12 protein-coding genes are annotated in these 11,699 nt (G+C 67.9%); 5 read left to right on the forward strand and 7 right to left on the reverse strand.

Features of this window, described 5'->3' with window-relative positions:
* Positions 1-4: 4 nt before the first annotated feature.
* Positions 5-1,369, reverse strand: a complete 1,365-nt coding sequence (locus tag A9976_RS09990) for a lytic murein transglycosylase (protein WP_183018874.1) — start codon at positions 1,367-1,369, stop codon at positions 5-7.
* 86 nt (positions 1,370-1,455) lie between these two features.
* Here A9976_RS09990 and A9976_RS09995 point away from each other — a divergent pair, with 86 nt between their 5' ends.
* Positions 1,456-2,322 (forward strand): NAD-dependent protein deacetylase, encoded by an 867-nt coding sequence (locus A9976_RS09995; RefSeq protein WP_183018875.1) that lies wholly within the window; start codon positions 1,456-1,458, stop codon positions 2,320-2,322.
* A gap of 27 nt (positions 2,323-2,349) precedes the next feature.
* Here A9976_RS09995 and A9976_RS10000 read toward each other — a convergent pair whose 3' ends face one another.
* The 4 genes from A9976_RS10000 to A9976_RS10015 form a co-directional block, all read right to left on the reverse strand.
* On the reverse strand, positions 2,350-4,617 hold the full coding sequence (locus A9976_RS10000; RefSeq protein WP_183018876.1) for a bifunctional (p)ppGpp synthetase/guanosine-3',5'-bis(diphosphate) 3'-pyrophosphohydrolase: 2,268 nt from the start codon (positions 4,615-4,617) through the stop codon (positions 2,350-2,352).
* 101 nt (positions 4,618-4,718) lie between these two features.
* Positions 4,719-4,922 (reverse strand): DNA-directed RNA polymerase subunit omega, encoded by a 204-nt coding sequence (gene rpoZ / locus A9976_RS10005; RefSeq protein ID WP_012203952.1) that lies wholly within the window; start codon positions 4,920-4,922, stop codon positions 4,719-4,721.
* A gap of 18 nt (positions 4,923-4,940) precedes the next feature.
* Complete coding sequence (gene gmk / locus A9976_RS10010; protein WP_013803794.1) at positions 4,941-5,570, reverse strand: guanylate kinase; 630 nt, start codon at positions 5,568-5,570, stop codon at positions 4,941-4,943.
* Between the two features lie 44 nt (positions 5,571-5,614).
* Positions 5,615-6,508, reverse strand: coding sequence for a YicC/YloC family endoribonuclease (locus tag A9976_RS10015; protein ID WP_232245905.1), 894 nt, complete (start codon positions 6,506-6,508; stop codon positions 5,615-5,617).
* 89 nt (positions 6,509-6,597) lie between these two features.
* On the opposite strand from A9976_RS10015, the gene A9976_RS10020 reads away from it, so the two are divergent.
* From A9976_RS10020 to hemW, 4 genes are all read left to right on the forward strand, one after another.
* Complete coding sequence (locus A9976_RS10020) at positions 6,598-7,629, forward strand: serine/threonine-protein kinase (protein ID WP_012203955.1); 1,032 nt, start codon at positions 6,598-6,600, stop codon at positions 7,627-7,629.
* Positions 7,626-8,531, forward strand: coding sequence for a PP2C family serine/threonine-protein phosphatase (locus tag A9976_RS10025; RefSeq protein WP_183018878.1), 906 nt, complete (start codon positions 7,626-7,628; stop codon positions 8,529-8,531). Before A9976_RS10020 ends, A9976_RS10025 begins: the two co-directional genes overlap by 4 nt.
* 99 nt (positions 8,532-8,630) lie before the next feature.
* The gene (gene rdgB / locus A9976_RS10030) at positions 8,631-9,233 is read left to right on the forward strand and encodes an RdgB/HAM1 family non-canonical purine NTP pyrophosphatase (protein WP_183018879.1); all 603 of its coding nucleotides are present in this window, start codon (positions 8,631-8,633) and stop codon (positions 9,231-9,233) included.
* Positions 9,230-10,474: a radical SAM family heme chaperone HemW gene (gene hemW / locus A9976_RS10035; protein ID WP_012203958.1), complete on the forward strand. Its 1,245-nt coding sequence runs from the start codon at positions 9,230-9,232 to the stop codon at positions 10,472-10,474. The genes rdgB and hemW overlap by 4 nt, the downstream gene beginning before the upstream one ends.
* Before the next feature lie 76 nt (positions 10,475-10,550).
* Here the strand turns inward: hemW and A9976_RS10040 are convergent, their stop codons facing one another.
* Entirely contained in the window at positions 10,551-10,904 is a 354-nt protein-coding gene (locus A9976_RS10040) for an I78 family peptidase inhibitor (protein WP_183018880.1), read from the reverse strand.
* A 151-nt stretch (positions 10,905-11,055) separates the two neighbouring features.
* Positions 11,056-11,699, reverse strand: a 644-nt coding sequence (locus A9976_RS10045) for an SPOR domain-containing protein (RefSeq protein WP_183018881.1), incomplete at its 5' end; no start/stop codon positions are given.

Raw genomic sequence — 11,699 nt, forward strand, 5'->3', positions numbered from 1 at the left:
GCGTTCAGGGCTGCAGTTTCTGCAGCAGCTCCAGCGTGGGATAGCCGTCGGCCACCAGGCCCTGGCTTTGCTGGAACTGGCGCAGGCCTGCGCGCGTGGCCGGGCCCATCACGCCATCGGCCGTGCCGGCCGAAAATCCCCGTTCGTTGAGCGCGGCCTGCAAGGCGCGCAACTGCTCGCGCGACAGCGGTGCCAGATCGCGCGGCCAGGCCGTCTGCACGCCCGGGCCACCGGCCAGCTGCTGCGACAGCAGGCCCACGCCCAGCGCGTAATTCACGGAGTTGTTGTAGCGCAGGATGGTGCGGAAGTTGGCGCCCACCATGAAGGCCGGCCCGCGTGCGCCGGCCGGTGCGATCACGCTGGCATCGGCCATGGCGGGCAGGGTGGGGCCGTCCACGGCCTGCACGCCCTCGGCCGCCCATTGCGCGCTGTCCTGGCGCACGCTGGTCTCGGCGCGTGCATGGTCAAAGCCTGCCGGCAGGCGTACTTCCACGCCCCAGGGCTCGCCCGTCTTCCAGCCCGAGTGGGCCAGGTAGTTCGCCGTGGAGGCCGTCACATCGGGCAGGCTGCCCCAGATGTCGCGGCGGCCATCGCCATCGGCGTCCACCGCATAGGCCAGGAACACGGAGGGCAGGAATTGCGTGTGGCCCATGGCCCCCGCCCAGGAGCCGATCATGTGGGCCGCATCGATATCGCCGTTGTCGATGATGCGCAGGGCTGCGAGCAGCTCCTTTTGCGCCCAGGCGGCGCGCCGGCCGTCGAAAGCCAGCGTGGCCAGCGCATCGACCGTGGGGAAGTTGCCGAAGTTGCCGCCGAAATTGCTTTCCATGCCCCAGATGGCGGCGATCACCTCGGCCGGCACGCCATAGCGCTGGCTGGCCGACTGCAGCGGTGCAGCCGCTTCGCGCAGCTTGGCACGGCCCTGGGCAATGCGCTGGGCCGATACGGCGCTGTCCAGGTACTGCCAGGGCGTGCGCGTGAATTCGGGCTGCGAGCGGTCCAGCTGCACCGCGCGGCGCTGCAGCCGGGCAGGCTCCAGTGCGCTGCGCACGGTTTTCTCCGAGATGCCGGCGTCCAGCGCCTTGCGCGCGAAATCCCGCTTCCACGCTTCGAAGCTGGTGGCCTCGGCCTGCTGGTCGGCATCCGGCGCGGTGGCGGGTTCGGGCTGCACGGGCGCGGCAGGCGCCGTGGGGACGGGCATGGTGGGCGGCACCGTGACCGCCGGCGCAGGCGCCGGCCGGGACGCGCAGCCGGCCAGCAGCACGGCGGCCAGGGTGGTGGCCAGGGCGGCAAGGTTCAGCGCTGCGGGCTGGCGGGCGGTGGGAAAGGCGTGGGCGGTGGCTTGGGCGGTGGCGTGTGCGTGGGGCATCCGGCCATTGTCTCCGCTGCGCCCCGGCTCGGAGTGCAACACGGTGTTTCTGCATTGGGCGTGCGGGGCCGCTATGCTGTGCGGCCATGACCGCCATCGCTACGCTGCCATCACCATCCCCGGTTCTGCACGATGCCGCGCTGGTCCTGCGCGCCTTGCTGCCGCCCGGCCGGCGCTGGCTGGTGCTGACGGGTGCGGGCTGCAGCACGGGCTCCGGCATTCCGGACTACCGGGATCTGGAAGGCCAGTGGAAGCGCCCCCAGCCGGTGACGCTGCAGGCCTTCATGGGCAGCCATGCCACGCGCCAGCGCTATTGGGCGCGCAGCCTGCTGGGCTGGCCCGTGATGGCGCAGGCCCGGCCCGGCCAAGCCCACGCGGCACTGGCGCAGTTGCAGCAGCGCGGATGGATCGAAGGCCTGGTCACCCAGAATGTGGACGGCCTGCACACGGCCGCGGGCAGCGATGGCGTCATCGACCTGCACGGCCGCATCGCAGCCGTGCGCTGCATGGGCTGCGGCACCGGCATGGAGCGCGCCGTGCTGCAGGCCATGCTGCTGGAGCGCAACCCTGGCTGGGCCGGCCTGAGCGCCCAGGCCGCGCCCGACGGCGATGCCGATCTGGAGGGGCGCGACTTCAGCCGCTTCGACGTGCCGGCCTGCCCGCACTGCGGCGGCGTGCTCAAGCCCGATGTGGTGTTCTACGGGGAAGGCGTGCCCAGCCAGCGGGTGCAGGCCGTGCGCGCCATGCTGCAGCAGGCCGGCGGGCTGCTGGTCGCCGGTTCGTCGCTGATGGTGTATTCAGGCCTGCGCTTTGTGCATGAGGCCGTCGCCCAGGGCAAGCCGGTGGCGGCCATCAACCAGGGCCGCATGCGCTCCGAGGATTTGCTGGCCCTCAAGATCGAGCAGGACTGCGGCCCGTTGCTGCAGCAGCTGGCCCAGGACCTGGAGCAATGAAAAAGCCCCGCAGGAGCGGGGCAGTGTTCAGGGGATGACGCGCGATGCGCGCACCACCGAGTGCACGCGGCGCAGGTTGCGCAGCGCGGACTCCACCTGCTGGTTGTCGTGCACCGAGATCACGAAGCACAGGTCCGTGGTGCTCATGGCCGCCTCGTCGGCCATGTCCACGCGCAGGATGTCCACCTCGGCGCCGGCCAGCTCGGCCGCCACGCGCGCGAGCACGCCCTTGCCGTTGTTGACGGTGACCACGATGCGTGCCTCGAACAGGCGCGCGGCATCCATGTCATCGGCCCACTCGACCACGATGAAGCGGTCCCTGTCCTTTTCCTGCAGGCGCTGCGCGATCTTGCACTGCGCATGGTGGACGATCAGGCCTTCGCCGCTGCCCAGGTAGCCCACGATGGGGTCGCCCGGCACGGGGCGGCAGCATTGCGCGTAGTGGATGGAGCCCTGGTTGGAGCCGTCCAGCAGCACGGCGCCCTGGAAGGGGCGGTTGCTGGAGTTGAAGCGTTCGCGCGTGAGCAGCAGGGCGTCGGGCCGGTGGCCGTGGCGCGCCATCAGCGCCGTCAGGCGCGAGGCCACCAGCGACGCAATGCGCCGGCCCATGCCGATGTCCACCATCAGGTCGGCGCGGCTGCGGCTGCCGGCCATGCGCAGCACCTCGTCCCACAGTGCCTGGTTGGCCTCATCGGCCGGCGGCACGGCATCCATGCCTTCGGCCCGCATGGCCTGGGCCAGCAGGTTCTCGCCCAGGCGGGCCGATTCGCTTTGCGCGGCCGACTTCAGGTAGTGGCGGATCTTGGAGCGCGCGCGGCCCGTCTTCACGAAGCCCAGCCAGGCCGGGTTGGGCGTGGCGTCCTCGGAGGTGACGATCTGCACCACGTCGCCGCTCTTGAGTTCGGTGCGCAGCGGCACTTCCTCGTTGTTGATGCGCGCGGCCGTCATGTGGTTGCCGACCTTGCTGTGGATGGCATAGGCGAAGTCCACCACGGTGGCGCCGCGCGGCATGGCCATGATCTCGCTCTTGGGCGTGAACACGTAGACGGCGTCGGGGAACAGGTCCACCTTGACGTGGTCCCAGAACTCGGCCGCATCGCGCGTCTCGTTCTGTATGTCCAGCAGCGACTGCAGCCACTGCGTGCCCAGCTGCTCGGAATCGTGGCCGGGCTGGGCCTTGTACAGCCAGTGCGCGGCGACGCCGGCCTCGGCGACGATGTGCATTTCCTCGGTTCGGATCTGGAACTCGATGTTCACGCCCGAGGGGCCCACCAGCGTGGTGTGCAGCGACTGGTAGCCATTGTTCTTGGCAATGGCGATGTAGTCCTTGAAGCGGCCCGGCATGGGCTTGTACATCTGGTGCAGCACGCCCAGCGCGGTATAGCAGTCGATCACGCGCGGCAGGATGACGCGAAACCCGTAGACGTCCGTCACCTTGGCAAAGCTCAGCTGGTTCTTCTCCATGCGCAGATAGAGCGAATACAGCGTGCTTTCGCGCCCTGCCAGGCGTGCCTGCAGGCCTGCGCTGGCGAACTCCGCATTGACCTCGTCCTGCACGCGCTGGACCAGGTCGCGGCGGCGCTTGCGCGAGCGGGCGATGGCCTTTTCCAGCGTGGCATAGCGCCAGGGATGCAGGTGGCGGAAGGCCAGGTCCTGCAGCTCGCGGTAGGTCTGGTTCAGGCCCAGGCGGTGGGCGATGGGTGCGTAGATCTCCAGCGTCTCCGACGAGATGCGGCCCCACTTGTTGCGCGGCATGTCGCCCATGGTGCGCATGTTGTGGGTGCGGTCGGCCAGCTTGATCAGGATGACGCGCACATCGCGCGCCATGGCCAGCAGCATCTTGCGGAAGGACTCGGCCTGGTTTTCCTCACGCGTGTTGAACTGCAGCTTGTCCAGCTTGGTGAGGCCGTCGACCAGCTCGGCCACGTCCTGGCCGAAGCGCTGGGCGAGGTCCGCCTTGGTGACGCCGCAGTCTTCCATCGCATCGTGCAGCAGCGCGGCCATCAGGGCCGGCGCGTCGAGCTTCCAGCTCGCGCACAGCGCGGTGACGGCAATGGGATGGGTGATGTAGGGCTCGCCGCTGCTGCGCCACTGGTCGCTGTGGGCCAGGTCGGCAAAGGCATAGGCTTCGCGCACCTGCTCGATGCTGGTGGCATCCAGGTAACCCAGGTGCTCCATCAGTCCGGCAAAGGCATTGGCCGACACGCTCGCTGCCTGCTCTGCAGACATGCGCTCGGGCCGGGGTGTCGGTACGGGATCAGAGGGGGCTGTGAACGAAGTCAAGGCCGCTTTCATGACTTAAATGTAGCGTGCATGCGGGTTTGTGCAGGCTTCATGTAAAAAAAGCACCGCTGTGCGGTGCTCTTTGTGGGGCCATTGTGTTGCTTTGCAGCAAATCAGCCCGGAACCTTCTTCAGCATCTCCAGGCCGACCTTGCCTTCGGCGATCTCGCGCAGGGCGGTGACACCGGGCTTGTTCTTGGTTTCGATCCTGGGCGTGTGGCCCTGGCTCAGCATGCGGGCGCGGTAGGTGGCGGCCAACACGAGCTGGAAGCGGTTAGGGATCTGCTCCAGGCAGTCTTCAACAGTGATGCGTGCCATCAGGATCTCCGGGAAACGTCAGTTGGGTACAGAAATATTGAGAGACTCGAAGGTCTCTGCGCGGCGGCTGCGCTGAGCCGCATACTTGAGGCGCTGGGCGTGGATGATCGTCTTGAGATCAAACAGTGCGCTCTCGAACAATTCGTTGATTATAACGAAGTCGAATTTCGCCACCTGGGCCATCTCCTCGGCCGCGTTCGTCAGGCGCAGCTCGATCACCTCGGGCGCATCCTCGCCCCGGTTTTCCAGGCGTGCGCGAAGCTCGTCCCAGCTGGGCGGCAGGATGAAGATCAGAACGGCGTTCGGAAACGCCTCCTTGACCTGCAGCGCGCCCTGGTAGTCGATCTCCAGCAGCACGTCGGTGCCGACCTGGATGCGCTCTTCCAGCGCCTTCTTGGCCGTGCCGTAGCGGCGGCTGTGCACATTCGCCCATTCGACGAAGGCGTTGTTCGACACCATGGTGTCGAACTCCTGGTCGGAGACGAAGTAGTACTCGCGGCCGTGCTTTTCCTGGCCACGCGGCGCGCGGGTGGTGTGGGAGACGGAGGGCGAGACGCGAGCATCGAACTCGCGCAAGGCTCGCACCAGGCTGGACTTGCCGGCCCCGCTGGGGGCCGAGACGACAAAGAGGTTTCCGGGGTAATCCATGGATTTGTGCGCAGTTTGGTTACGCATGGGCATCTGTGATGGGCTTATTCGATGTTCTGCACCTGCTCGCGCATCTGCTCGATCAGCACCTTCATGTCCACGCTGATGCGGGTCAGCTCCAGCGTGGCGGACTTGGAGCCCAGCGTGTTGGCTTCGCGGTGCAGTTCCTGGATCAGGAAGTCCAGGCGCTTGCCGATCTCGCCGCCCTTCTTGAGCAGGCTCTGGATCTCGTCCAGGTGCGAGTCCAGGCGGGTGACTTCCTCGGCCACGTCGATGCGGATGGCAAAGGCCGTGGCCTCGGTCAGGGCGCGGTCCTGGGCGGCTTCGGGCGCCACGGCGCCTTCGGCCAGGGCCATGGCCTCCTTCCAGCGCTCCATGAAGCGCAGGCGCTGCTGCTCCACGAGCTGGGGTACCAGGGGCGTGGCGTCTGCCGCGAGCTTGCGCAGCTGGGCGATGCGGTCCAGCAGCATGGTGGCCAGGCGCTTGCCTTCGCGGGCGCGGGCCTCCAGCAGTTCGGTCAGGGCCTGCTCTGCCAGCGTGGGCAGCACGCTGCCCCAGTCGATGGCCGAGTTGGCGCCGCCGCTGGCCAGGCGCAGTGCGTCGGAGACGGACAGGCTGCGAGCGTCGGGCAGCCAGGACTGGACGGTGTCCTGGAGCATGGCCAGGCGCTGCAGCATGGCGGTGGAGGGGTCGGGCAGGGAGTTGCCGTCGTCGTTGTCGATGGCGGCGCGCACTTCGACCTTGCCGCGCTTGAGGCGGGCGGTCAGAAGGGCCCGCAAGGCCGGCTCATGGGCGCGCAACTCGTCGGGCAGGCGGAACGAAAGATCCAGGAAGCGGCTGTTGACCGAGCGGATCTCCAGACCGAGCCGGCTGTTGCGGCCCGACGCTCCACCATCTTCTGCGGACGCGCCGTGCTGGGCACTGGCGTATCCGGTCATGCTGTAAACTGGCATTGGACTTTTGATGGATGCTTGCAATTGCCCGATTATCCGGGTTTCGCCCCATCCCTGAGACTCACCGGAGAAAAATGTCTTCCAAGATCAAGCCGGCGCCATTGCCGCCAGGCAGCACGATCGGCGGCTATCGGGTGGTGCGCAGGCTTGCTTCCGGCGGTTTCGGCGTCGTCTACCTGGCCTTGGATGCAGAGGGCAAGCAGGTTGCGATCAAGGAATACCTGCCCGCCTCGCTGGCCACCCGTGCCCCCGGAGAGTTGCAGCCCGCCGTGGCTCCCGAAAAGCTTTCGCTGTACCGCCTGGGCCTCAAGAGCTTCTTCGAGGAAGGGCGCTCTCTTGCCCAGATCTCGCACGCTTCCGTGGTCAGCGTGCTCAATTTCTTTCGCGAGAACGAAACCGTCTACATGGTGATGAACTACCTGGAGGGCGCCACCCTGCAGGACTTCGTCGTCACCGCGCGCGAGCTCAAGGCCGAGAAGGTGTTCCGCGAATCGACCATCCGCTCGCTGTTCGACGAGGTGCTGCGCGGCCTGCGCATCGTGCACCAGCACAAGATGCTGCACCTGGACATCAAGCCGGCCAACATCTTCATCACCAATGACGACCGCGCCGTGATGATCGACTTCGGCGCGGCGCGCGAGGTGCTGTCCAAGGAAGGCAACTTCATCCGCCCCATGTACACGCCGGGCTTTGCCGCGCCCGAGATGTACCGCCGCGATGCGTCGCTCGGCCCCTGGACCGACATCTACGCGATCGGCGCCTGCATCTATGCCTGCATGCAGGGCTTTCCGCCCAACGAGGCGCCGCAGCGCCAGGACAAGGACCGGCTCACGCTGGCGCTGACCAAGCTGCGCGGCGTGTACTCGGACAACCTCATCGAAGTCGTCGAGTGGTGCATGGCCATGGACCCGGGTTCGCGCCCGCAGTCGGTGTTTGCGCTGCAAAAGGAGTTGAGCCGCGAGGGTGAGCGCCGCTACACCAAGCTCAGTGTCTCCGAGCGCATGCGCCTGCAACTGGACACGCTGGTGACCGACGCCAAGAAGAACATGCAGAAGATCAGCGGCGCGGCGGGCCTGCCGGCCGTCGGCCAGGAGCGCAAGCCATGAGGTTTTCGGTATTTCAGCTGAGCCGCCGCGGCGGCCGCGCGCTCAATGAAGACCGCATGGGCTACTGCTACACGCGGGAGGCCGTGCTCTTCGTGCTGGCCGACGGCATGGGCGGCCATCCCGAAGGCGAGGTCGCCGCGCAGCTGGCGCTGCAGGTGATGTCCGTGCATTTCCAGCGCCAGGCCAAGCCGCTGCTGGACGATCCGCAGGGCTTTCTGGTCGATGCGCTGCTGCATGCGCACCGGCAGATCCTGCGCTACGCCAGCGCCAAGGGCATGATCGATACGCCGCGCACCACGCTGGTGGCGGCCGTCATCCAGAAGGGCAAGATCACCTGGATCCACTGCGGCGACTCGCGCCTGTACCTGGTGCGCGGTGGCGAACTGCTGGTGCGCACGCGCGACCACTCCTATCTGGAGATGGGGGAGATCGCCGCGCAGCTCAAGACATCCAGCCGCAATGTGCTGTTCACCTGCCTGGGCTCGCCGTCCAAGCCCATCTACGACGTGACCGAGCCGCGCCGGCTGGAGCAGGGCGACAAGCTGCTGCTGTGCTCCGACGGCCTGTGGGGAAGCGTGGACGAAGGGCACCTGATGCGCACCCTGCACGGCCGCACCGTGTCCCAGGCCATCCCCCAGCTGGTGGAAACGGCGCTGCGCAACGCGGGCGATGCCAGCGACAACGTCACGGCCATCGCCATGGAGTGGGAGACGCCCGACGCCTTCGCGTCCACCATGGGCATCTCCACCCAGGACATCGAGAACGACGCGTTTGAATCCACGATCCAGGGGGGGCCAATCGAAGACCTGGAAGATGAACTGGATGACGCCGCCATCGAGCGCTCCATCGCCGAGATCAACGAGGCGATACGCCGCTCGGCCGAGCGCCAGTTCAAGCGCTGAACGCCGCTGCCGGCCCGCAGCAGCGGTGCCGGTGGCGCGCATGGACTACCGAACCTATTGACGACAAAGGGCGCACGGGCGCCCGACTGGATTTCTACGATGAAGATTGTGTTGGCCTCCAACAACCGCGGCAAGCTCGCCGAGCTGCAAGCCATGTTCGCCCCGCTGGGCGTTGAACTGATTCGCCAGGGCGACCTGTTCGAGGGCGAGGCGCCCGAGCCGCATTGCACCTTCGTGGAGAACGCGCTGTCCAAGGCCCGCTTCGCGGCCGAGCGCACGGGCCTGCCCGCCATTGCCGACGACGCCGGCATGTGCGTCTCGCACTTCGGCGGCCTGCCGGGCGTGGACACGGCCTACTACTGCACGCAGTTCGGCTACGAGAAAAGCGACGACAACAACGTGCGCGCCCTGCTGGAGCAGATGCAGGGCGTTGCCGACCGCCGCGCCGCCATGGTCAGCACCCTGGTGGGCGTGCGCAGCGCCAGGGACCCCGAGCCGCTGATCGCCATGGGCCGTGTGCTCGGCGAGATCACCACCGAGCGCCGTGGCACGCAGGGCTTCGGCTTCGACCCCGTGATGTACATCCCCGAGCTGGGCCAGACCTTTGCCGAGATGGACCCGGCCGAGAAGCACGCGCACAGCCACCGCGGCCGCGCCACGCTGCAGATGATCGAACTCGTGCGCGAGCGCTGGGTGCGATGATTCCCATCCAGCCCCAGGATTCGGCCTCCGGCGCCCAGGCCGCCGTGCAGCGCGACATCCAGCACTACATGCGCCCCGGCACGCTGCAGCTGGGCAGCCTGCCGCCGCTGTCGCTGTATGTGCACCTGCCCTGGTGCATTCGCAAGTGCCCGTACTGCGACTTCAACTCGCACGAGCATGGCCGCGACGGCCCCGAGCTGCCCGAAGACCGCTACATCGACGCCCTGGTCGCCGACCTCGAAAGCGCGCTGCCGCTGATCTGGGGCCGCACCGTGCACAGCATCTTCATCGGCGGCGGCACGCCCAGCCTGTTCGCGCCCGAGTCCATAGACCGGCTGCTGGCCGCCATCCGCGCGCGCCTGCGCATGGAGGCCGACTGCGAGATCACCATGGAGGCCAACCCCGGCACCTTCGAGACCGACCGCTTCCGCGCCTTCCGCGCGGCCGGCGTCACGCGGCTGTCCATTGGCGTGCAGAGCTTTGACGACCGCCTGCTGCAGGCCGTGGGCCGCGTGCACGACGGCGCCCAGGCGCGTGCGGCCGTGCGCGAGGCGGCCGACAGCTTCGAGACCTTCAACATCGACCTGATGTACGCGCTGCCCGGCCAGACCGAACTGGACCTGGCGCGGGACCTGGACGTGGCCATGTCGTTTGCCCCGCCGCACCTGTCGGTCTATCACCTGACCATCGAGCCCAATACGTATTTCGCCAAGTTTCCGCCGGCCATCCCCGAGGACGACCTGGCCTACGACATGCTGGACCGCATCACCGCGCGCACCGCTGCAGCGGGCATGCAGCGCTACGAGATCTCGGCCTATGCGCGTGAGGGCCACCAGTGCTGGCACAACCGCAACTACTGGCAGTTCGGCGACTACCTGGGCATAGGCGCGGGCGCGCACAGCAAGCTCAGCTTTGCGCACCGCATCGTGCGCCAGGTGCGCTTTCGCGATCCCGCGCGCTACATGGACCAGGCCCTGGCCGGCGCGCCGCTGGCGCAGGACGGCGAGGTGCGCCGTGCCGACCTGCCCTTCGAGTACATGCTCAACGCGCTGCGCCTGCGCGAAGGCTTTGCGCTGCAGGACTTCATGGAGCGCACGGGCCTGCCGCTGTCCTCCATCGCCAAGGGGCTGGACGCCGCACAGGCCAAGGGCCTGATCACGCGCGACTTGGGGCGGGTGGTGCCCACGGAGCGGGGCTTTGACTTCCTCAGCGATCTGCAGGAGTTGTTCCTGGCGGAGTGAGCGGGCCAACGACCATTGAAAAAGGACGCCTCGGCGTCCTTTCTTCATCCAGCGCCACAGCGCAATCGGCCGGCGATCAGCCGCAGCGCACGGCCACGATGCGGCCTGTGCCGTCGACCACCAGGTTCAGGCGCTCCTGGTTGAACTCCATGGTGGTCGGTTGGCCGTCGCGCAGCACGCGGGCCATGTAGGCGCCCGACTGCTTGCGTGCGGCCTCCAGCGTGGCCGAGGTATTGCTCTTGCCCACGAAGGACTGGGCCGATGCCGCATTGCAGACCTGCACGGGGCGCGGGGCCGGCTGCGCCGCGCCGCCGCCGCTGCTGCCACCAAAAGGATTGCTCATGCCGGCGCAGCCGGCCACCAGGGTGGTGGCGCCCAGCAGGGCCAGGGCGGCAAGGCGGCGTTGGAGGGCGGGGGCGGTCATCGGCATGGTCTGTCTCCTCGATTCATGGGGTGTTGCTGCGCAGTATCAGGGCGGGCGCGGGCGCGCTGCCTCGGACAATGCCGCATACCTTAGCCGGGCTGAGCCGGGCCAATGCGAAGCCGAAGGCATGCGGAAGTAACAGGTGGCAGCAAAGGCTTCAGCGCCGCGCGCTGCGGCCTTCTGCGGGGGCGTGGTGGAAGACCGTGGCCTCCATGCCCATGGCGCGTATCTTGGCGGCCGCCTGATCGGCGCTGCGCTGCTTGGCAAAGGGGCCCGAGCGCACGCGCACGATCTCGCCCTTGTTGCTGTGCAGGGTCTGGCTGAGCGTGGGCAGCTTGGCTTTCTCCAGCCGCTCTACCACGCGCCCGGCATTGCCTGCTTCAGAGAACACGCCGATGTTGATGTAGTAGTTGCCCGGCTCCAGAGCCGCCGAGGCGGCCTTGGCAGGTGCCGGGGCCTTTGCGACGGGTTCGGCGGACTTGGCGGGCTTGGCTGGTTTGGTTTCAGTCGCCACCTTGGAGGGCTTTGCGGGCGCTGGCGTGGCTGCGTGCACGGACGCTGGTGCAGGTGCAGGTGCTTTGGCTGGCACCAACGCGGCCTTGACGGGAATGGCTGCCGCTGCAGTGGCAGCGACGGCACCCGCAGCGCCGGCCGCTGCAACTACGGGCATGGGTTCGACCGTGCCGGAGACGGTGCTGCCGGCAGCGGGCAAGGGCGCTTGCGAATCAGGGCGTGCCTCGGCATGGGCGACCGGCTCTTGCGGCTGGGGTATGGGGGCGGGAGTGGGAGTGAGAGTGGGGG

This window comes from Delftia sp. UME58 (assembly GCF_014170385.1).
Classification (GTDB): Bacteria; Pseudomonadota; Gammaproteobacteria; order Burkholderiales; family Burkholderiaceae_C; genus Comamonas; species Comamonas acidovorans.

What these genes read in the sequence shown, in the direction of transcription:
- rpoZ (WP_012203952.1), bottom strand. Translation starts at nt 4,922, where the DNA reads ATGGCACGCATCACTGTTGAAGACTGCCTGGAGCAGATCCCTAACCGC.
- A9976_RS10040 (WP_183018880.1), bottom strand. Translation starts at nt 10,904, where the DNA reads ATGCCGATGACCGCCCCCGCCCTCCAACGCCGCCTTGCCGCCCTGGCC.
- gmk (WP_013803794.1), bottom strand. Translation starts at nt 5,570, where the DNA reads ATGGATTACCCCGGAAACCTCTTTGTCGTCTCGGCCCCCAGCGGGGCC.
- rdgB (WP_183018879.1), top strand. Translation starts at nt 8,631, where the DNA reads ATGAAGATTGTGTTGGCCTCCAACAACCGCGGCAAGCTCGCCGAGCTG.
- A9976_RS10025 (WP_183018878.1), top strand. Translation starts at nt 7,626, where the DNA reads ATGAGGTTTTCGGTATTTCAGCTGAGCCGCCGCGGCGGCCGCGCGCTC.
- A9976_RS10015 (WP_232245905.1), bottom strand. Translation starts at nt 6,508, where the DNA reads ATGACCGGATACGCCAGTGCCCAGCACGGCGCGTCCGCAGAAGATGGT.
- A9976_RS09990 (WP_183018874.1), bottom strand. Translation starts at nt 1,369, where the DNA reads ATGCCCCACGCACACGCCACCGCCCAAGCCACCGCCCACGCCTTTCCC.
- A9976_RS10000 (WP_183018876.1), bottom strand. Translation starts at nt 4,617, where the DNA reads ATGAAAGCGGCCTTGACTTCGTTCACAGCCCCCTCTGATCCCGTACCG.
- A9976_RS09995 (WP_183018875.1), top strand. Translation starts at nt 1,456, where the DNA reads ATGACCGCCATCGCTACGCTGCCATCACCATCCCCGGTTCTGCACGAT.
- hemW (WP_012203958.1), top strand. Translation starts at nt 9,230, where the DNA reads ATGATTCCCATCCAGCCCCAGGATTCGGCCTCCGGCGCCCAGGCCGCC.
- A9976_RS10020 (WP_012203955.1), top strand. Translation starts at nt 6,598, where the DNA reads ATGTCTTCCAAGATCAAGCCGGCGCCATTGCCGCCAGGCAGCACGATC.